Origin of the sequence: Pedobacter cryophilus (assembly GCF_005116455.1) — a bacterium.
GTDB lineage: Bacteria > Bacteroidota > Bacteroidia > Sphingobacteriales > Sphingobacteriaceae > Pseudopedobacter > Pseudopedobacter cryophilum.
The window spans coordinates 468,673-488,587 of record NZ_SWBP01000001.1 but is presented as its reverse complement, the minus strand read 5'-3'; the positions used below and the strand labels follow the sequence as shown (position 1 = coordinate 488,587).

The 19,915-nt window shown below is 34.4% G+C and carries 17 protein-coding genes; 6 read left to right on the top strand and 11 right to left on the bottom strand.

What is annotated here, in order from left to right:
* Nucleotides 1-32 precede the first annotated feature (32 nt).
* Entirely contained in the window at nucleotides 33-482 is a 450-nt protein-coding gene (locus FA046_RS02080) for a YhcH/YjgK/YiaL family protein (protein WP_136824700.1), read from the bottom strand.
* Nucleotides 483-563: 81 nt separating this feature from the next.
* Entirely contained in the window at nucleotides 564-1,589 is a 1,026-nt protein-coding gene (locus FA046_RS02075) for a sugar kinase (RefSeq protein ID WP_136824699.1), read from the bottom strand.
* 218 nt (nucleotides 1,590-1,807) lie between these two features.
* Between FA046_RS02075 and FA046_RS02070 the strand changes: the two genes are divergently transcribed.
* Entirely contained in the window at nucleotides 1,808-2,470 is a 663-nt protein-coding gene (locus FA046_RS02070; RefSeq protein ID WP_136824698.1) for a bifunctional 4-hydroxy-2-oxoglutarate aldolase/2-dehydro-3-deoxy-phosphogluconate aldolase, read from the top strand.
* Between the two features lie 10 nt (nucleotides 2,471-2,480).
* The gene (locus tag FA046_RS02065) at nucleotides 2,481-3,845 is read left to right on the top strand and encodes an MFS transporter (protein WP_205943589.1); all 1,365 of its coding nucleotides are present in this window, start codon (nucleotides 2,481-2,483) and stop codon (nucleotides 3,843-3,845) included.
* 230 nt (nucleotides 3,846-4,075) lie between these two features.
* Here the strand turns inward: FA046_RS02065 and FA046_RS02060 are convergent, their stop codons facing one another.
* Both FA046_RS02060 and FA046_RS02055 read right to left on the bottom strand, forming a co-directional pair.
* Entirely contained in the window at nucleotides 4,076-4,327 is a 252-nt protein-coding gene (locus FA046_RS02060; protein ID WP_136824697.1) for a type 1 periplasmic-binding domain-containing protein, read from the bottom strand.
* 207 nt (nucleotides 4,328-4,534) lie between these two features.
* Nucleotides 4,535-6,223: an SUMF1/EgtB/PvdO family nonheme iron enzyme gene (locus tag FA046_RS02055; protein ID WP_136824696.1), complete on the bottom strand. Its 1,689-nt coding sequence runs from the start codon at nucleotides 6,221-6,223 to the stop codon at nucleotides 4,535-4,537.
* Between the two features lie 156 nt (nucleotides 6,224-6,379).
* Here FA046_RS02055 and porU point away from each other — a divergent pair, with 156 nt between their 5' ends.
* The 4 genes from porU (at nucleotide 6,380) to FA046_RS17450 (ending at nucleotide 13,484) form a co-directional block, all read left to right on the top strand.
* Complete coding sequence (porU, locus tag FA046_RS02050; RefSeq protein WP_169303281.1) at nucleotides 6,380-10,240, top strand: type IX secretion system sortase PorU; 3,861 nt, start codon at nucleotides 6,380-6,382, stop codon at nucleotides 10,238-10,240.
* A 36-nt stretch (nucleotides 10,241-10,276) separates the two neighbouring features.
* Nucleotides 10,277-11,461, top strand: a complete 1,185-nt coding sequence (gene porV, locus FA046_RS02045) for a type IX secretion system outer membrane channel protein PorV (RefSeq protein WP_136824694.1) — start codon at nucleotides 10,277-10,279, stop codon at nucleotides 11,459-11,461.
* On the top strand, nucleotides 11,461-11,940 hold the full coding sequence (gene ispF / locus FA046_RS02040; RefSeq protein WP_136824693.1) for a 2-C-methyl-D-erythritol 2,4-cyclodiphosphate synthase: 480 nt from the start codon (nucleotides 11,461-11,463) through the stop codon (nucleotides 11,938-11,940). The genes porV and ispF overlap by 1 nt, the downstream gene beginning before the upstream one ends.
* Nucleotides 11,941-12,239: 299 nt before the next feature.
* Entirely contained in the window at nucleotides 12,240-13,484 is a 1,245-nt protein-coding gene (locus FA046_RS17450) for a coiled-coil domain-containing protein (protein ID WP_225870862.1), read from the top strand.
* Nucleotides 13,485-13,524: 40 nt separating this feature from the next.
* Here the strand turns inward: FA046_RS17450 and FA046_RS02030 are convergent, their stop codons facing one another.
* From FA046_RS02030 to FA046_RS02000, 7 genes are all read right to left on the bottom strand, one after another.
* Complete coding sequence (locus FA046_RS02030; protein WP_136824692.1) at nucleotides 13,525-14,403, bottom strand: sugar phosphate isomerase/epimerase family protein; 879 nt, start codon at nucleotides 14,401-14,403, stop codon at nucleotides 13,525-13,527.
* Nucleotides 14,404-14,416: 13 nt separating this feature from the next.
* Complete coding sequence (locus FA046_RS02025) at nucleotides 14,417-15,292, bottom strand: hydroxypyruvate isomerase family protein (RefSeq protein ID WP_136824691.1); 876 nt, start codon at nucleotides 15,290-15,292, stop codon at nucleotides 14,417-14,419.
* Between the two features lie 21 nt (nucleotides 15,293-15,313).
* Nucleotides 15,314-16,585, bottom strand: coding sequence for an MFS transporter (locus FA046_RS02020; RefSeq protein WP_136824690.1), 1,272 nt, complete (start codon nucleotides 16,583-16,585; stop codon nucleotides 15,314-15,316).
* 28 nt (nucleotides 16,586-16,613) lie between these two features.
* Complete coding sequence (locus tag FA046_RS02015; RefSeq protein WP_225870861.1) at nucleotides 16,614-17,234, bottom strand: 3-keto-disaccharide hydrolase; 621 nt, start codon at nucleotides 17,232-17,234, stop codon at nucleotides 16,614-16,616.
* Nucleotides 17,235-17,308: 74 nt separating this feature from the next.
* Nucleotides 17,309-17,683: a c-type cytochrome gene (locus FA046_RS02010; protein WP_136824688.1), complete on the bottom strand. Its 375-nt coding sequence runs from the start codon at nucleotides 17,681-17,683 to the stop codon at nucleotides 17,309-17,311.
* A 17-nt stretch (nucleotides 17,684-17,700) separates the two neighbouring features.
* Nucleotides 17,701-18,753, bottom strand: a complete 1,053-nt coding sequence (locus FA046_RS02005; RefSeq protein ID WP_136824687.1) for a sugar phosphate isomerase/epimerase family protein — start codon at nucleotides 18,751-18,753, stop codon at nucleotides 17,701-17,703.
* The gene (locus FA046_RS02000) at nucleotides 18,754-19,902 is read right to left on the bottom strand and encodes a Gfo/Idh/MocA family protein (RefSeq protein ID WP_136824686.1); all 1,149 of its coding nucleotides are present in this window, start codon (nucleotides 19,900-19,902) and stop codon (nucleotides 18,754-18,756) included.
* Nucleotides 19,903-19,915: the final 13 nt, after the last annotated feature.

Genomic DNA, 19,915 nt, shown 5'->3' with positions numbered 1-19,915 from the left:
CCTCAAATTTTATCAGCTTTAAAAAGCGAAAATTATTTCTTCACTTTAATCACCATTTTCTTGATTTCATCTTCGCCAATCATTGGGGCGTGAACGTCTTCAGGGAAAAAGATCACAAATTCTCCACCGTTTAGGGTAAAGTGCATGCTTGGTTCATCATTAAAAAACAATACATCTTTTTCTGGATTGTATTCTCCTTTTTGACTTTTACAATCGTTTCTAGATTTCCAACCAAAAGTTTCGTTTCCTTTGATGCAAACCTGAATATCAATGTTGTTGTTATGGCATTCAAATTTAGCTTCAGACTCTTGCGCCGTCATTCCTATTTTAGTAGCAACAATAGATTTTAAGCCTTCAGAAACTTCATATTTTCCATCTTCAATAGCCTCTAAATCCACCGATTTAAGGTATTCAAATGCAGGTGCAAATAATGGGTGAACACTTAGGTATTTATCGGCGTTAGCCAAAGTATCTATAATCATGATTTTTAAAGATTAGGGTTAAAAGTCAGCAGTCCGCGTACCGCTTATATAAGTTTACTGCGGACTGCCGACTTTCTTAAATTATCTTTGAACTCTACCAGAACCATCGCCACCTACTAAACCTTCTACATCAGAAAGTGTTGCATGGTTTAAATCGCCAGGGATAGTGTGTTTTAATGCAGAAGCAGCAACACCAAATTCAGCAGCATCAGCCATTGATTTTCCGGTTACTAAGCCGTAAATGAATCCACTTGCAAATGAATCTCCACTTCCAACACGGTCTACAATACGAACTTCATATTGCTTGGTATGGTGAAAACTTGTGCCATCATAAACCAATGCGCTCCATCCGTTATCAGATGCGCTATGGCTTTCTCTTAAAGTAGATGCGATGTATTTGAAATTAAATTTCTCTTTCATTTGCTTACAAACATCTTTAAAACCGTCTAAGTTTAATTCGCCTTTGGTTACATCAGTGCCTTTGCTGGTAAAACCTAAGCTAGTATCGGCATCTTCTTCGTTTCCAATACAAACATCAACGTATTGGCAAAGTTCTGTCATTGTTTTTCTAGCTTTTTCTTTACTCCAAAGTTTTTTACGATAGTTTAAATCGATACTTGTAGTAATGCCCCTTTCTTTTGCAGCTTTTAAAGCTGCTAAAGTTAAAGCCGCAGCTTTATCACTTAATGCAGGTGTAATACCGGTAGTGTGAAACCAATCTGCACCTTCAAAAATTGCATCCCAGTCAAATTCAGCAGCATCAACATCAGAAATAGAAGCGTCTGCTCTGTCATAAACTACTTGAGAAGCTCTCATAGAAGCACCAGTTTCTAAGAAATAAATTCCTAATCTGTTACCACCTCTGGCAACAAATTTAGTGTCTACACCATATCTGCGTAAATGGTTAATTGCCGCTTGGCCAATAGCAGTATCAGGCACTTTAGAAACAAATGTTCCGTTTAATCCGTAATTGCAAAGAGCAGCAGCCACGTTAGCTTCTCCACCGCCATAGGTTACATCAAATGTATCGCTTTGTACAAATCTTTTGAAGTCTGGTGTAGATAATCTCATCATGATTTCTCCCAGTGTTACGACTTTTTTAGACATCGTTTTGTGTTGTATTAAGTAAATAAAGTGGTTATATTCAATTTTATATCGAACAGAATCCAAAAATACACTTAATGGCATATATCGAAGAAGATTTTAAAAAAAATCATCGGTATCGATTGCGTAGATTGTTTTTTTAAATCACCCTCATTTTCTTCTTTAAAGCCATAAATTTTCTACTTTAGTTAGCTATTATAAAATAACCAAATTAAACTTAAATGGATAAGAAATCTTCACTTCTAAAAGCGATTACTGACCAAGGAATGCTTCCTTTATTTTTTCATCCCGATGAGCAAAAAAGTATAGACATTACTCAAACTGTTTATGATGCAGGTGTAAGAGTAATAGAATATACCAACAGAGGAAAAGAGGCTTTGGCCAATTTTAGAAAATTGAAACAAGTTGCTTTAGAAACAATGCCCGAGTTAATGTTAGGTATTGGAACTATTAAGAACCCTAAAGAAGCACAAGATTTTATTGATGCAGGTGCTGATTTTATTGTTTGCCCAATTGTAACTCCTGAGGTTGCCGAGGTTTGTCAAAAAGCCGATCTGCTTTGGATACCTGGTTGTATGACGCCTACAGAAATTTCTATTGCACAAAAAAATGGTGCTGGATTAATTAAAATTTTTCCTGCTAATATTTTAGGCCAAGAGTTTATCTCTTCTATAAAAGAACTTTTTGCTGGGCAGCTATTTATGCCAACAGGTGGGGTGGATTTAAGTAAAGAAAACATTGGTAGCTGGTTTAAAGCAGGTGTTTGTGCAGTTGGAATGGGAAGTAAATTAATCAGTAAAGAAATAATGACTGATGGCAACTACGCTCTTTTAGCGCAAAATACGAAAGACGTATTAGCAGTTATAAAATCTATTAAAGGTTAATCTTTAAAACATGATACAAGAAAAAATAGGAAAATACAGGTGGACAATATGTGCGCTGTTATTTTTTGCTACCACCATTAATTATTTAGATCGTCAGGTATTAAGTCTTCTTCAACCATTATTAGCTGATGAATTTGGTTGGACTAACACAGATTATGCTAATATCACCGCTGTTTTCCAGTTTTCTTATGCAATTTCTATGTTATTTGCCGGTAGGTTAATAGATAAATTAGGAACTAAAACAGGTTTTGCTTTAGCATTAATTATATGGTCTATAGCGGCTATATTACATGCTTACGCCGAAGGTATTGGCGCTTTAATGCTTCCTTTAACAACATGGTTAGGCATTACAACGGTATCTGTTTCTGTATTAGGATTTATGGTTTCTAGGGCTTTATTAGGTTTTGGAGAGTCAGGAAATTTTCCGGCTGCCATAAAAGCAACTGCAGAATATTTCCCTAAGAAAGAACGCTCTTTTGCAACTGGTATATTTAACTCTGGTTCTAACGTTGGCGCTATTTTGGCTCCTTTAACGGTGCCTTGGATTGCCTATCAATATGGTTGGCAATTTGCTTTTTGGGCAATTGGGGCTTTTGGTTTTGTATGGCTTATTTTTTGGTTTTTATTTTACGAATTGCCTTCTAAACAAAAGCGCTTATCTGTAGCTGAAAGAGCATATATTGAAAGTGATGTAGATGAAATAACAAAAGAAGATACATTACCTGCTACTGAAAAAGTAGCGTGGTTTAAACTTTTAGGGTACAAGCAAACATGGTCATTTGTATTTGGTAAATTTATGACAGATGGCGTATGGTGGTTTTTCTTATTCTGGCTACCGGCGTATTTAAAGGCACAATATGGGTTAACAGGTACTGATATTATGTTGCCTATTGCGGTTCTTTATACCATGACTATGTTTGGAAGTATTGGTGGTGGTTATTTCCCTACTTACTTTATCAACAAAGGGTACAAGCCTTATGATGGTAGAATGAAAGCAATGTTGATTATTGCATTAATTCCTTTAGTTGTGTTATTAGCGCCAGTTTTAGGTGTTTATAGTGTTTGGTTTCCGGTTATCCTTATTGGTATTGGAGCATCAGCTCACCAAGCATGGTCTGCTAATATTTTCACTACAGTATCAGATATGTTTCCAAAGAAAACAGTAGCTTCTGTTATTGGAATTGGCGGAATGGCAGGTGGTTTAGGTGGTGTATTTATGTCTAAATTAGGTGGTTATTTATTTGATCATTATAAAGCTTTAGGGCATATAGAAACAGGTTATACCATTATGTTTACCATTTGCGCTTTGGCTTACATTGTTGCTTGGTCTGTGATGAAAGCATTGGTGCCTAAAATGAAAGCAGTTGAAATTTAATTGGCGGCTACATTAAATTAGTTCAAACATAAAAGAGGCTATATCGATTTTCGGTATAGCCTATTTTGTATATTAAGAAATCTTATAATTTATAGATTTGGTTATTGAGAAAATTCTCTATTACAATCTCTGATTCCATTTCTATAAGATTGTCTTTGCTCTCTTCTAATTGCTTTAAAAAGAATATTTGCAGCGAACGCCATTTCAAATGCGGAGCTGTTTAATGGGGCTTAAAGTAAGATAGAAAGGCATTTTAAGGCTAGAAAAACTATTGATTTTAAATCACGAGGAATATTAATTTTTAAATCAATACAACTTTGATAAGATAATAAGGCTAATTTTTGTACCGAAGATAATAAGCTATCTGGTATTTGTGGGTCTCTTAAATGATGAATAATTTGATAATTGCTTTCATCATTATTATCACAATAAACAATTAAATTGACATCAGCCACTAATCCGTAGTCTTTTAAAGCATCCATTATAACCCTTCTAAACACTTTATAATAATCTATTGTGATTTACATCGCTCATTTATATTTATCAATTAAATTCTAGGCTAAAGATGTCTTAAATAGGTATTTAACAAATAAATAAGTGCTTTTTTATAACACATATTATTTTTCTTTAAAACAAAAGCCCCTCTAAAATTTAGAAGGGCTTTGTTTAAATATTATGGACGCTCTTATTTATTTGCCTTTAAAGCCGACTCTTGATTTAGGTTGTTTAAACTGAGGCGTACTTTTCTTGTTAATTTGAGGATCGCCAACACTACTCATTGCGCATCTAAAACCAATTTCTGAACTGGCTTCTCCCTGATCAAGGTATCTTCTTGTTCCTGGGTTTAACCAATAAGCTCTATCATTCCAAGAACCACCTTTAAAAACTTTAGAACGGTCATTCACTAAAGTGATTTTTCCGTAAAGGTCTAAATTTTGTGGGTCTAAGGCGCCTCTTTCATCTGCATCAAATGATGGTTTTAAAGCAGGCATTTTAGTAGTATCTATTGCATCTGGTGTAGATGGGCTTGCTTCTGTAATGTTACCATATTTATTTGCTTGCTTGTCATACGGATCTTTTTTGCCAGAAGTAGCCTTAGTTTTCTTTGGAACGTTAGTTTTGCCAATAGTTTGTATTTTACCGTTGGTGTCATACTCATTGTTTTCAAAATCATTTCCTCTAAACGGACTAAAATCTTCAACTTTATCAAAAGTTAATTGTCTGTAAGTGTCTAATACCCACTCGCTCACGTTACCCGCCATGTTATATAAACCAAAATCATTTGGCAGATACTTTTTAACAGGGGCGGTAATATCTGCACCATCATTTAAATAGCCAGCTACACCCATATTATCTCCTTCTCCTCTTTTAAAGTTGGCATATATTAAACCTCTTGTACTTTTGCCAGGAGATCTAATTCCTAGGCCATACCAAGGATATGTTTTGCTATTATTTACAATATTATTATTAGCAGTACCAATTAAAGATAATGCTGCATATTCCCATTCTGCTTCGGTAGGTAATCTATATCTGCCTGGGGTGAAAACACCGTCCTCAATTCTGGCAAATCTTTGATTTTTTTCAGAAGCTGAAGGTTTCCCACTTGCTCCAACAGCACCAGCGGCTCCAGGTTTTGGATTTAAATCTTTTGGAGCTCCTTTTCCTTTATCATCATATTGACCATTTAAATATAAATCAAGATCAAAAGGATCTGTACTTACTTTAGCAGGTGTTCCACCTTTTCCAGTTGCAGCAGCTCCGCCTTTTCCTGTTACACCGCTTTTTGCAGTAGCATAAGTTTTCCAATCATTTAATACTCCTTTATTACGTAAAATATTTTCATTTACTATATTGGTTCTCCAATCGCAATAAGCCATTGCTTGTTCCCAAGTTACACCTACTACAGGATATTCCTGATAAGCGGGGTGTCTTAAATAATTATTTACGTAAGGTTCATTATAGGCTAAAGGGCTTCTCCAAACTAAAGTATCTGGTAGCGCTTCATAATACCATCTTGGATCTGCGGGAACTTCTTTTATCCAATTTAAATATTCTAACCAGTCAACGTTTGAAACTTCGGTCTCATCCATGTAAAAGGTAGCAACGGTTACTCTTCTTTTTGGTGCGGCGTAATCAAAACCAATATCATCTATATTAGATCCTCCCATAACAAAAGTTCCACCCTCTATATGTACCAAACCAGGACCCGGTGTAGGTTTAGTTTTTCCGGATACTTGAAGTGAACCAGGTCTTTTAGCGTTATATTGCGCCCCTGTTTTAGATGATATTTTTGCCGATTTACCGGGAGAAGAGCAAGATGATAATATAGCCGTGAAGCCAATACATACTGCAAGAACAGGTAAAATAAGTTTTCTCATGTGCTTTATTGTGTTTTCAAAGCTAAAAATAATAAATTATGATTAATCAAACTGATTAATTTAAATTGTACGTTATTAAAAGCATTTCAATAATTTTAACTATTAAAACGAACAGTTAAGATAATAGTTACAATAAAGATAAATAATTATTTCACTTTGAAAGACATTGTAAATAAGCTTATTATCATTTTTATTTTTCTCTTAAATCCTTTAGCAGATCTTTCTGCACAAGATTTATCTGAAAACAGGAGTATTAAATGGATTTCTGACTCTGTAAAATTAAACCAGTATACAGGTTTAATTACCGGTAAAGAGTTCCCTAGGTTTTCATCTGAAAAATTTGGAAACCTTCCTTCAGTTTATTTAAAAATACCGGTTAATAGTCCTAATCATACTGTAAGCATCAATTTAAACAAAACTTCTGTTGCCTTTTTAGCAACAAATAAGGAGGATGAGAACATAATAAAATCAGATATTCAGCTTACTTATCATACCGTTTACGAGAATAAAAAGCCTTTTTTATTGATTAGCTTTTTGCCTCTTTTTGAAGATAATCAAGGGTTAAAAAAAGTAGAAGAGTATAGTTTACAAATTAATGCAGTTAAAGAATTTGGTACGCCAGCAAAAAATTTAAGAACCTATTTGCCCAATTCTGTATTAGCTACTGGTAATTGGTATAAAATTGCTGTAAAAAATGAAGGCATTTATAGAATTAGCTATGATTTTTTAAGAAATTTAGGGATAGATGTTAACTCCATTAATCCTAAAAACATTAGAGTTTATGGAAACGGAGGCGCTATGCTACCTCAAAATAATGCTCAAAATAGGATTGATGATTTACAAGAAAATGCCATTCAGGTTTTTGGAGAAAACGATGGAAAATTAGATAATACAGATTACATTCTATTTTATGCTCAAGGAAACACAAAGTGGAGTATAAATAATACTAACGAATATTTTCAGCACCAGAATAACGTATATACAGATAGTTCTTACTACTTTATTAATGTTGATAAAGGCTTAGGAAAAAGAATTAGCCTCAATTCATCTGTAGTTCAAACGCCAAATTACACCAGTAATGAATATGATGACCACCAACTTTATGAAAAAGATTTATACACGCTGGTTACTTCAAGCATAAAATCTGGAAGAAACTGGTATGGTGAAGATTTTGAATTTAACGCATCCAGAAATTTTGACTTTAATATAAGTGGCATACAGCCTAATACGCCCTTATTTCTTAAAACTAATATGTTAATTAGGGCTAATGTAAGTTCAAGTGCATCAATTAGCGTAAATAATCAACCCGCTTATAGTTTACAGGCTAACTCCTTACCTTTAAATTTTGAGACTGATTTTGCCAGAGAAGCTAATGGTGTAAATTCCTTTAACGGCTTAACCGGAACTAATTTAAGGGTAAATATTAACTATATTAAACCTAATTCATCTGCTAATGCTTGGTTAGATTATTTGGAAATTAATTTTAGAAGAGATTTAGATGCCGCTCAAAATTTCTTAAGATTTAGGGATAAAAATAATGTTGGGCTTGGAAATATTTCTAGGTTTGATGTCAAAAATGTGGCAGCCGGCTCCCAAGTTTGGGATGTGACTAATCCTCTTCAACCTATTCAACAAAACTTAACTCTTTTAGGCAGCAATGCAAGCTTTATCATCAATACTGATGAACTCAAAGAGTTTGTAATTTTTAATCCAATCACTTTTAAAGAGCCCGTAGCAATAGGAAAAATACAAAATCAAAATTTACATGCTTTAGCTCAGGCTGATATGATTATTATATCACCACAAGAATGGTTTCCTGAAGCAAAAAGATTAGGAGATTTTAGAAAGTTAGAGCAAAATATAAGCTATCAGATAGTTACGCCTCAGCAAGTGTTTAATGAATTTTCTTCAGGAGGGAGAGAAGCTACTGCCATTAGAGATTTTGTGAAAATGTTTTATGACCGAGCAGGATTCAATTCTGTATCAGCACCCAAATATTTGCTGCTTTTTGGTAAAGGATCTTTTGATAATAAGATGATCAAGTTTAATGACAATAACTTTGTGCCGACTTACCAATCAGAAAACTCTTTGTCGCCAACCCAAAGCTATACCTCAGATGATTATTTTGGTTTATTAGATGATAATGAAGGAGATTTTTCTGAAGATTTTAACACCAACCCGGGATTATTAGACATTGCTATTGGTCGTATTCCAGTTAAATCATTAACTGAAGCAAAAAATGTAGTAGATAAGTTAATTGATTATGCTGATGAATCAAGTTTTGGAGATTGGCGCAATCAATTTACTATTATTGCAGATGATGAAGATAATAACCTTCATTTAAATCAGGCAGAAGCCAACGCCGCAATTATTGCTCAAAGAACAAACAAACCTAATATCGATAAAATATATTTTGATGCCTATCAGCAAGAAAGTGCTGCCGGAGGAAACCGGTATCCCGAAGCCGAAGCTGCGTTAAGCCAGAAAGTAAATTCGGGTTCCTTATTAATTAATTATACCGGCCACGGTGGCGAAAGTGGCTGGGCAGAAGAAAGAGTATTAACCATTCCTATTATCAATTCATGGAATAATCCTAAGAAATTACCTATTATTTTTACCGCAACTTGTTCTTTTGGACGATGGGATGATCCCGAAGTGACCTCAGCAGGCGAGTTAACTTTACTCAAAGAAAATGCAGGCGTTCCAGCTTTATTTACCACAACACGTATTGTATTTGCTTCCTACAATTTTGATTTAAACCAAAGTTTTTTAAAAGCCCTATTTGACCCTGTTTTTTTTAATAAGAAAATAAGTTTTGGAGAGGTTTTTAAAGCCGCTAAGAACAATAATATTGGTGGATTAAATATCAATTCAAGAAACTTTACCTTATTGGGAGATCCTTCTACCTTGTTTCCAATTCCTACCAACAATATAATTACAAGTAGTATAAACAATAAACCAATTACAGCATTAGATACATTAAAAGCGGGTCAAAAAGTTAATATTAAAGGAATAGTGACTAATGAAAACGGCATTAAACTCACCAATTTTAACGGTTTTGTTTATCCTTTAATTTATGATAAGCCATCGGTAATTACCACTTTAGGGCAAGATAAAAAGATAAATGGAAGCTATGAACAAGCTTTTAATCAACAAAAAAACATTATTTATAAAGGAAAATCTACCGTCACAAACGGCGATTTTAGTTTTGATTTTATTGTACCCAAAGACATTAACTTACAGGTTGGGAAAGGAAAAATAAGCTATTATGCCAATAATTCTTTGTTAGATGCTAATGGTGGTTTTAACAATATTAATATAGGAGGAATTGTAAATGCCAATAGCAGCGATAAAATTGGACCAGCAATTAAATTATTTTTAAATGATGAGCAGTTTGTATCTGGCGGCATTACCAATCCTAAACCCATGTTATTGGTTAAATTGGAAGATGAAAGCGGGATAAACACCACAGGAATAGGGATTGGACATGATATTGTAGCTACCCTAAGTTCGCAAACGGCACAAGACAAAACCATTATTTTAAATACTTTTTATGAAGCTACTTTAGATTCTTATCAAAAAGGAACAGTAAAATACCCAATTTCAGAGTTGGCCCCGGGCTTATATTCTTTAAAAATTAAAGCTTGGGATGTTTTCAATAATTCTTCAGAAGAGACCCTCACCTTTGAAGTAAAAAACGCCGAAGAGCTTACCCTTGCTCATGTACTTAATTACCCAAATCCATTTACCACACGCACCAGTTTTCAATTTGAGCATAACCATCCAAATGAAGATTTAGAAGTTCAAATAAACATTAAAACAGTTTCTGGCAGGTTAATTAAAACAATTAATCAATTAGTGAATTCTACAGGAACTAGAGTGAATGATATTTTTTGGGATGGTAAAGATGATTATGGCGAAAAAATTGGCAGAGGAGTATACATTTATGAATTAAAAGTACGTTCTTTCCTATCGGGAAAATCGATTCAGAAAATAGAAAAACTTGTTTTACTTTAAATCAAAATTTTACATTTAATATTTTAGTTTTACCATATGAATTTTAAACCTTTTACTTTTCTTTTAATATTTGTAGTTTTTGGGTTAACAACGGCTTTTGCACAAGTTGGAGGGACAGAAAATCCGACAACAGATGGAAGGCAAGGAAATGCCATTACAACCGCAGTTCCGTTTTTATTGATTACACCAGATGCCAGATCTGGCGCCCTTGGAGATGTTGGTGTAGCCACAACGCCTGATGTAAATGCTACTCACTGGAATCCGGCAAAATTAGCTTTTATGAAAGATCAGTATGGCTTTGGTTTATCATACAGTCCGTGGTTACAAAAGCTTGTGCCCGATATTAACTTAGCTTACATAAATGGTTATTATCGTATTGACGATAGAAATGTAATTGGAGGCTCATTAAGGTATTTCTCTTTAGGAGAAATTCAACTGGTGGATGCCAACCAAACTCAACTAGGAAATTACAGCCCAAACGAGTTAGCCGTTGATGGTACTTTTGCCAGAAGCTTTGGCGAGAATTTTTCACTAGGTACCGCATTAAGATTTATTTATTCTAACCTTTCATCTGGTCAGTTTTTTGACGGACAGCAAACAAAGCCAGGTACCGCGGTAGCGGCAGATGTTTCTGCTTATTACAAAGACGACAAACAAATTTTTAATACAAATACCACTTTGGCTTTTGGTTTAGATATTTCTAACATTGGTACAAAAATGAGCTATGCAGATGGTGGTCAAAAATATTTCTTACCAACCAACATGAGATTAGGTGGCGCATCTACTTTTCATTTAGATGATTTTAACGATTTTACTTTTGCCCTTGATTTGAATAAATTACTAGTGCCAACGCCTCCAATTTATGATGCAAACGGAAGAATTGTAAGCGGTAAAGATCCAAATCGCTCTGTACCCGCAGGTATTTTTGGTTCTTTTTCTGATGCTCCGGGTGGTGCTTCAGAAGAAGTACAAGAAGTAAGTATTTCTACTGGATTAGAATATTGGTACAACCGTCAGTTTGCAGTAAGAGCAGGTTATTTTTACGAAAACCCGAACAAAGGAAACCGCCAGTATTTAACACTGGGTTTAGGTTTGAAATATAATATTGTAGATATAGATTTTTCATACCTGATTGCAAATCAACAAAAATCGCCTTTGGCAAATACCTTAAGATTTTCGCTCATATTTAACTTTGGTGATACAGGCGCTAACGCAAACTAATGAAAATTAAAGTTGGTTTTGGTTTTGATGTTCATCAATTAAAAGACGGACATCCATTTGTTTTAGGAGGTTTAACTTTAGACCATCATAAAGGTGCTTTTGGGCATTCAGATGCCGATGTTTTGGTGCATGCCATTTGCGATGCCTTATTAGGGGCGGCAAATCTTCGAGACATAGGGCATCATTTTAAAAATACTGATGAACGCTGGCGAGGAATTAGTAGCTTAATTTTATTGACAGAGTGTGTGAAAATGCTTACCCAAAAAGGCTATAGTATTAATAATGTAGATGCCATGCTTTGTTTAGAAGCCCCAAAAATTAACCCACATGTGCCTGTAATGAAAGTTAATATTGCCAAGGCAATGGGTTTAGATGTAGAAGATATTTCTATTAAAGCTACCACTAATGAGACCATGGGTTTTATTGGTAGAGAAGAAGGCGTAGTAGCTTATGCCGTTTGTTTAGTACAAAAAGATTAATTTTTAAACACAAGGCAAAGGGCCTTTTTTCTGTCAAAATAGGCTATCCAAACCAAAAAATGGAAGCTATATCAATGTTTAACATCTGCCTAAATGTATGCTTAAGCCTATTTAATTAAATCTTGATTTAAAATAAGAAATCATGAGCAAGAAAAAAATCGACTAAATTTTTCGTAAAAACCACTTCTTGTAGATAAAGATAAAATTGGCATAATTTTGTACTTAAATTTTTAAAGTCAAAATTAATTGTGATTTAAAGAAGAAAAAATTATTTTTATTAAATTCTTTTTAAGTACCCTATGCAAAAAAAACACGAATCCGAAGAACTAAATTTAGCTAATCAAGAACTTGCTTTTCAAAATGAAGAAAAGGAGAAGAGAGCCGCTGAATTGGTAATTGCAAATCAGGAGCTTGCTTATCAAAATGAAGAGAAGGAAAATAGAGCTGCCGAGCTTGAAATAGCCAATAAAGAATTAGCGTATCAAAAAAAAGAGAAGAAAAATAGAGCGAGTGAATTGGAAATTGCTAATAAGGAGCTTACGTATCAAAATGAAGAGAAGGAAAATAGAGCTGCCGAGCTTGAAATAGCCAATAAAGAATTAGCGTATCAAAAAAAAGAGAAGAAAAATAGAGCGAGTGAATTGGAAATTGCTAATAAGGAGCTTACGTATCAAAATGAAGAGAAGGAAAATAGAGCTGCCGAGCTTGAAATAGCCAATAAAGAATTAGCGTATCAAAAAAAAGAGAAGAAAAATAGGGCAAGTGAATTAGTTATAGCCAATAAAGAATTGGCCTATCAAAATGAAGAGAAGGAAAATAGAGCTGCTGAATTAGTAATTGCCAATAAAGAGCTTACGTATCAAAATGAAGAGAAGGAAAATAGAGCTGCCGAATTAGTAATTGCTAATAAAGAATTAGCTTATCAGAATTTAGAGAAAGAAAATAGAGCAAATGAGTTGATCATTGCAAACAAAGAATTGGCTTATCAAAATGAAGAGAAGGAAAGTAGAGCAAATGAGTTGGTTATAGCTATTAAAGAATTAGCGTATCAAAATGAAGAGAAGGAAAGTAGAGCAAATGAGTTGGTTATCGCCATTAAAGAATTAGCTTATCAGAATTTAGAAAAAGAAAATAGAGCAAATGAGTTGATTATTGCTAATAAAGAATTGGCGTATCAGAATTTGGAAAAGGAAAATAGAGCTGCCGAATTAATAATTGCCAATAAGGAACTTGCATATCAAAACATAGAAAAAGAGAAGCGAGCTAGTGAATTAGTTAGTGCTTATAGCGAATTAAAAAAAACCGAAGAATATTTAAAGGAATACATTTTAGGTTTAGAAGAAATGATGTTTATGACCTCTCATAAAGTAAGACAACCTGTTGCAAACATCATAGGCTTGTCTGGTTTGTTAGATTATTCGATTGAGTACGAGGATTTAAAAATATTAATAGATAACATTAAAAAATCTGCTGTTTCTTTAGATGCTTTTACAAAAGAACTTACTGTTTTTATGGAGGTATTGAGCAGCAACAAAGACAAATAAACTTTGCTTTAGCTTGCCCTTACATCTATCTTTTACCTCATTATTTTATCAATTTACTTAAATAGCTAGCACTTTTTGTGATGCTTTGATAAGGATCAATTTCAAAATTTTCTTGTTCTACAAAAGGGTATTTTAAGCCAGATAGTTTAGCGTTTTTAAAGATAGTGGTGAAATCAATAGTTCCATTTCCAACTTCTGTATTTTTTAAATTATTGGTTTTACTCATGTCTTTTACATGCCACATGGTAAACCTCCCGGGGTGATCTTTAAATAACTGAATAGGATCTTGTTTTGCCCTCATTACCCAATATAAATCAAGCTCTAAATCTAAAAGCTCAGGGTCTGATTCTTCTAATAAAATAGAAAAACCAGTTTTACCCTTCAAATCAAAAAATTCTAGATCATGGTTATGGTAGGCTAATTTTAAACCCGCATCTTTCACAATTTTACTGGCTCTGTTTAATTTTGCAATGTAGGCTCTACAGGCAGTTTCATCCTTAAAAATATCAGGATTGGTATAAGGAACAACAATATATTTTTGGTCTAATATTTTTGCTGCATCTATGTAAGATTTTAGGATACTATCATCCTGCGATTTTTCCCAATCTCCAAAATCATAATGAGCACTTGGAGTGGTTAAGTTGTTTTTGTCTAATAAGTCCTTATATGCTTGAGGTTTAAGTCCAAAAAAGCCTGTTTTTTCAGAATAACCATAACCTTCTACGTAATTATATCCGGCTTTAGCAACTTCACCAATTACTTTTTCTATTCCGCTTGTAATCTCATTTCTTAAGGAATAAAGCTGAATGCCAAATTTCTTTATTTTTGCTGTTTCGGCACAACCCAAATAAGGCAATAGGGTAATACTTGCAGCGGCTAAGCCTGTTTGTTTAATAAAATTTCTTCTGCTGTTATTCATCTTATTTTAAAAATTAAACATCACATATTTTTACTGCTCTAGCTAAAGAGGCAATTTTATCTTCTTTTTTAGGAATAAATTCTTGAGCTACGTAGCCTTTAAAGCCTGTTTGTAAAATAGCATTCATAATAGCTGGATAATACAATTCTTGGTTTTCTTCTATCTCGTTTCTGCCGGGTACGCCAGCGGTATGGTAATGCGCAATGTATGGATGCGAAGTTTGGATGGTTCTAATTACATCTCCCTCATCAATTTGCATGTGGTAAATATCATAAAGCAATTTAAAATTTTGTGAGCCCACTCTTTTACAGAGTTCAACTCCCCATGCAGTTTTATCAGCAAAATAATCTTTATGGTTTATCTTACTATTTAGGAGCTCCATAACTAAAGTTACCCCATTCTTTTCGGCCAATGTCATTAGTTTTTGTAAACCTTTGGTGCAATTATTTAAACCGGTTTCATCATCCATTCCTCTTCTGTTACCGCTAAAGCAAATCAAGTTTTTATAACCTGCTTTGGCCACAATAGGAATCATTTCTGTATAATTTTGAAGTAGTTTTTCATGAAAATTTGGTTCGGCAAAGCCATCTACTAAATTAATTTCGGCACCGTTACACATGCTAGAATCTAAGTTATGTGCTTTTAAAATTGGCCAATCTTTTGGTCCAACTAAATCAAGGGCTTTAATGCCTATATCATTAGCTACTTTACAAAGTTCTTCTAGGCTTAAAAAGCCATAAGTCCATCTGCAAACAGCATGATTGATATTTCCTTTCAACATATATTTTTCTTTAGGATTAGAATTTGAAAATGAAGAAAGTATTCCTGCTGATGAAATTGCCGCAGAACCGGCGATGATATTTTTAATCACTTGTCTTCTACTTTGCATAATTTGTATTTAAATGGTGGTCTATTTAGAAATTATTAAGTTGGTTTTCTTACTTCTCATGTAAATCACTAATCCCAAAAAACCAATTGTTAAAATAATAGGGACAATTAATGTAGCTTGTAGTATTTCTGGTCCAGCAGCATTTTTTGCTAAATTTAGTGCATCAGCCATCTCTGAGCCCGGTGTTGCATTTAGATAATCGACTTCATTTGCTCCTTCGGGTAGTTTTTGTAAAATTAATTTATCGTAAAATCCTCCCATAAAAATAGTATAAACAGATACTGCAAACATTCCGGCTCCGCCCATTAGATTTAAACCTAAAGCACCCGATTTAGGAATGTTTTCTGCTACAAATCCCAACATAGTTGGCCAAAAGTAACATACGCCTAAACCGAATATGAATGCTGCAAAAAAGATAGAATTTCCTGTCAAAGTGCTTAATAAGTATAAGCCTAAAGCTGATAAAATTGCTGAGATCAATAATACTCCTTGAGGTGAAAAACGATGCACAACAGGTTTTGCTAATCCTCTACCAATTACCATCACTCCTGTGGTGAGTGTTAAAATAAGAATGGCATTATCAGTTACATTTTTCAATAAAACGTCTATCCATTGCCCAGTAAATAATTCTGTTATAGCAGTGCCAAACATGCATATAAACATAAAAATAAATAAAGGTGAGGTTACAGATTTATACATTGTTGATGTAGATACACCGGAAGCTACTCTCTCTGTTACTGGAAATTCTAATTTGGAGAATAAGTAACCATATACCAATGTAGGGATGATCATCACTGCAACTTGTATTTGCCAACTTAAACCTAATGAGTTAAACAAAATAACAATTAAAGTTCCTAAGAATATTCCTCCAGGAAACCATAAATGAAAGTGATTTAGTTTGGTGGTTTTATTATCAGAATATATGGTTGCCACCAATGGATTACAAGCCGCTTCCACAGTTCCATTAGCTATACCAATAAGTAAAGTAGAGATGAAAAGTGTCCAATATCCTTGTGCAAATATGGTTAAAACGATACCTAGCAAATGGAAAAGAAAGGCCATCACTAAGAGCTTTTTCATTCCAATAACGTCCACAATAAACCCACCAATAACTACCGCTAAGGGGAATCCCCAAAAAGCAGTGGCTGTTATAGTTCCCAATTCTGCAGTAGTAAGTTGGAAATCAGTTCCTAACTTTCCTAAAATCCCAGCTCTAATTCCAAATGATAGAGAGGTTACTAATAAAGCCAAGCAACTTGCCCAAAAAAGTTGATTCTTGTTAATGTTATTCATTGTTTATTATTTTAGTTTAGTGGGTTAGTTATAATTTTTTGATGACGATGTTTTTATACCAAACCTCGTCGCCGTGGTCTTGTAATACAATTTTGCCTGAACGTGATTTTCCAAAATCTGGCATATCTTTAAACTTACTCCCTGCTACCATTTTTTTCCAATTATTATCCCACATGATGGTTGAAACAACTTTTTTTCCATTTAAGAAAAAGGCTAATTTCCCATTATTTAAGATGATTTCGGCAGCATTCCACTCTACGGAAGGTTTAACAGTTTCTGGTTTGCTTGCAATTAAATCATATAAATCGCCAGCCCGGTGTTTAAAAATTTTAGCGTCAGGATGACCACTATTATCTAAGACCTGCATTTCTGGACCTGTTAAATAAGGATATTGATATTTTGTAGCGTCATCATTTACATTAAAAATTACCCCGCTATTCCCATTTTTAGAAATCTTCCATTCATATTTTAAATGAAAGTTTTCATAAATTTCATTTGTCACCAAATCACCTCTTTGGGTCTGATCTTCTACAGATGGATTAAAATAAAGGACATTATTATTAACAGACCAAGCTTTACCCGCATAGGTTTTTCCATAAGTATGCCAACCATTGGTGTTGTTACTTACTAAACTTTGCCAATTTTCCATATTCAGCTTTTTTTGAGAACTACATGATGTAATTATAAAAAACAAGGTAGTAATGCTTAATAAAGCCTTCATATTTATGGAGTTAACGTAAATATATATTTTACCATTTCTTCGGCATTTTCCTGACTTATTTGAGGATGGGGTGTCATAGGTATTTCTCCCCAAACACCTTTTCCGCCAGTAATTATTTTTCCGCCTAAAAGGCTGATGTTTTCTGGCGTGTTTTCATACTTTTTGGCTACATCGGCGTAAGCTGGTCCAATTAATTTTTCTCTTTCTTTATGGCAGCTTAAACAGCCTGATTCAGCAATTAATTGCTTCCCTTTTAATTCAATTGGGGCAAAGTTTTCAAGTTCTGGAATGGGTGATTCATTGTTTTCTGAACTTTGTTGACCTCCGCAGGCTACTAAAAATGCGCCTATCAGGCATAGTCCTAAATACTTTTTCATGGTGTGATATTTTAAAATTATAAGCCTAAAAGTTTATTGTTAAAATCTTGATTTCCGCCAGCCGCAGCAAAATCATCAAAGGCCCTTTCGGTTACCCTAATAATATGGTCTTTAATAAATTGAGCACCTTCTTTTGCCCCATCTTCTGGATGTTTTAAGGCGCATTCCCATTCTAAAACAGCCCATCCTTCATAATCATATTGAGCCAGTTTGCTAAAAATGCCTTTGAAATCAACTTGTCCGTCCCCTAATGACCTAAAACGCCCAGCCCTGTCTATCCAATTTTGAAAGCCACCGTAAACACCTTGTTTGCCGCTTGGGTTAAACTCAGCATCTTTTACATGCATCATTTTAATTCTTTCATGATAAATATCTATGAAGGCCAAATAATCAAGGCATTGCAAAACAAAATGTGAAGGATCGTATAAAATATTGGCTCTTGGATGTTGATTTACACTTTCTAAAAATAGCTCAAAACTTATGCCGTCATGCAAGTCTTCACCGGGGTGTAACTCATAACAAAGATCTATTCCGTTTTCCTCAAAAACATCAAGAATGGGTGTCCAACGTTTACCTAATTCAGTAAAACCTGTTTCTACTAAACCACTTGGTCTTTGTGGCCATGGATAAACGTAAGGCCACAATAAGGCGCCACTAAAAGTAACATGGGCATTTAAGCCTAAATTTTTTGAAGCTTTAGCGGCATATTTTAACTGCTGTACTGCCCATTTTTGTCTTTCTTTAGGGTTTTTATGTAATTCGGTAGGCGCAAAAGCATCAAACAAATCATCATAAGCCGGATGAACGGCTACCAATTGCCCTTGTAAATGGGTAGATAATTCTGTGATTTCTAAGCCCGCAGCATTTACTTTTCCTTTAATTTCATCAGCATAAGTTTTGCTTTCTGCGGCTAGTTTAAGATCTAAAAACCGACTGTCTGAAGTTGGAATTTGTAATCCCTTAAAACCTAAACTGCTTGCCCACTCGCAAATGTTTTCTAAATTGTTAAAAGGTTTTTCATCCCCAATAAATTGGGCAATAAATAATGCCGGACCTTTAATTGTTTTCATTCATGATTTTTTAAGATCTAACCATTTTTGTGTTGATTTCCCGGATGCAATTACCGTTTCTATAAAAGCCATTCCCCTTATTCCTTCGGTGATACCCGGATAATCTAAAGACTCTTTTTTAGGCTCCGACTGATTTTGAATGGCTAAAATATGCTCTGCAAAATTTTTATAAATATTTGCAAAAGCTTCTAAATATCCTTCCGGATGACCAGATGGAGTGCGGGTATTATGTTGCGCAAAAGAGCTTAAATAAGAGCCACCAGTTCTGTAAGTTTGAGCAGGTTCATCCAACCATTTAAGTGTTAAGGTGTTGGCGTCAGCCTGTTGCCACTCTAAACCGCCTTTTTCACCATAAACTCTTATTTTAACGTTATTTTCTTCTCCGGCAGCAATCTGAGTCGCCATTAAAACACCACTTACTTCGTTTTCAAATTTTAATAATACCGCACCATCGTCATCCAATCGTCGGTTAGCCACCACGGTATTTATATCAGCGCAAAGCTTTTGAACAGATAAACCGCTTACATACTCCGCTAAATTAAAAGCATGAGTACCAATATCTCCCATTGCACCAGCAATACCGCTTTTTGATGGGTCTGTACGCCAGTCGGCTTGCTTGTTTTCTACAGCAGTACTTAACCATCCTTGTGGATATTCCACATAAACCTTTCTTATTTCACCCAATTTACCGTCTAAAATTTGCTGACGAGCTTCTTTAACCATTGGATAACCAGTATAAGTATGGGTTAAGCATAAAAATTTACCTGTTCTTTCTTGAATATCTTTTAATAATAAAGCTTCAGCCAAAGAAAGGGTAATGGGTTTATCCAAAATAACATGGAAACCGTTTTCTAGCGCCATTTTAGCAGGCTCAAAATGAAGGTGATTTGGGGTAACAATGCTAATGACTTGTACGCGTTTCTCCTCTGGTAAAGACTTTTCTGCAGTAATTAGCTTCTCGTATGAAGGATAAATTCTATCTGTATTTAAGCCTAATTCATTCCCTGTTTGGATAGATTTTTCTGCCGAACTGCTAAAAGCTCCACAAACTAAATCGTAATGATTATCCATTCGGGCGGCAATACGGTGGATAGCGCCAATAAATGAGCCTGGACCGCCTCCAATCATGCCTAATCTTAATTTTTTCATTAATTATGGTATT

Excerpts from the sequence above, each read along its gene's own strand:
- FA046_RS02080 (WP_136824700.1), bottom strand. The coding sequence starts at position 482 with ATGATTATAGATACTTTGGCTAACGCCGATAAATACCTAAGTGTTCAC.
- FA046_RS02075 (WP_136824699.1), bottom strand. The coding sequence starts at position 1,589 with ATGTCTAAAAAAGTCGTAACACTGGGAGAAATCATGATGAGATTATCT.
- FA046_RS02070 (WP_136824698.1), top strand. The coding sequence starts at position 1,808 with ATGGATAAGAAATCTTCACTTCTAAAAGCGATTACTGACCAAGGAATG.
- FA046_RS02065 (WP_205943589.1), top strand. The coding sequence starts at position 2,481 with ATGATACAAGAAAAAATAGGAAAATACAGGTGGACAATATGTGCGCTG.
- FA046_RS02060 (WP_136824697.1), bottom strand. The coding sequence starts at position 4,327 with ATGGATGCTTTAAAAGACTACGGATTAGTGGCTGATGTCAATTTAATT.
- FA046_RS02055 (WP_136824696.1), bottom strand. The coding sequence starts at position 6,223 with ATGAGAAAACTTATTTTACCTGTTCTTGCAGTATGTATTGGCTTCACG.
- porV (WP_136824694.1), top strand. The coding sequence starts at position 10,277 with ATGAATTTTAAACCTTTTACTTTTCTTTTAATATTTGTAGTTTTTGGG.
- ispF (WP_136824693.1), top strand. The coding sequence starts at position 11,461 with ATGAAAATTAAAGTTGGTTTTGGTTTTGATGTTCATCAATTAAAAGAC.
- FA046_RS17450 (WP_225870862.1), top strand. The coding sequence starts at position 12,240 with ATGCAAAAAAAACACGAATCCGAAGAACTAAATTTAGCTAATCAAGAA.
- FA046_RS02030 (WP_136824692.1), bottom strand. The coding sequence starts at position 14,403 with ATGAATAACAGCAGAAGAAATTTTATTAAACAAACAGGCTTAGCCGCT.
- FA046_RS02025 (WP_136824691.1), bottom strand. The coding sequence starts at position 15,292 with ATGCAAAGTAGAAGACAAGTGATTAAAAATATCATCGCCGGTTCTGCG.
- FA046_RS02020 (WP_136824690.1), bottom strand. The coding sequence starts at position 16,585 with ATGAATAACATTAACAAGAATCAACTTTTTTGGGCAAGTTGCTTGGCT.
- FA046_RS02015 (WP_225870861.1), bottom strand. The coding sequence starts at position 17,234 with ATGGAAAATTGGCAAAGTTTAGTAAGTAACAACACCAATGGTTGGCAT.
- FA046_RS02010 (WP_136824688.1), bottom strand. The coding sequence starts at position 17,683 with ATGAAAAAGTATTTAGGACTATGCCTGATAGGCGCATTTTTAGTAGCC.
- FA046_RS02005 (WP_136824687.1), bottom strand. The coding sequence starts at position 18,753 with ATGAAAACAATTAAAGGTCCGGCATTATTTATTGCCCAATTTATTGGG.
- FA046_RS02000 (WP_136824686.1), bottom strand. The coding sequence starts at position 19,902 with ATGAAAAAATTAAGATTAGGCATGATTGGAGGCGGTCCAGGCTCATTT.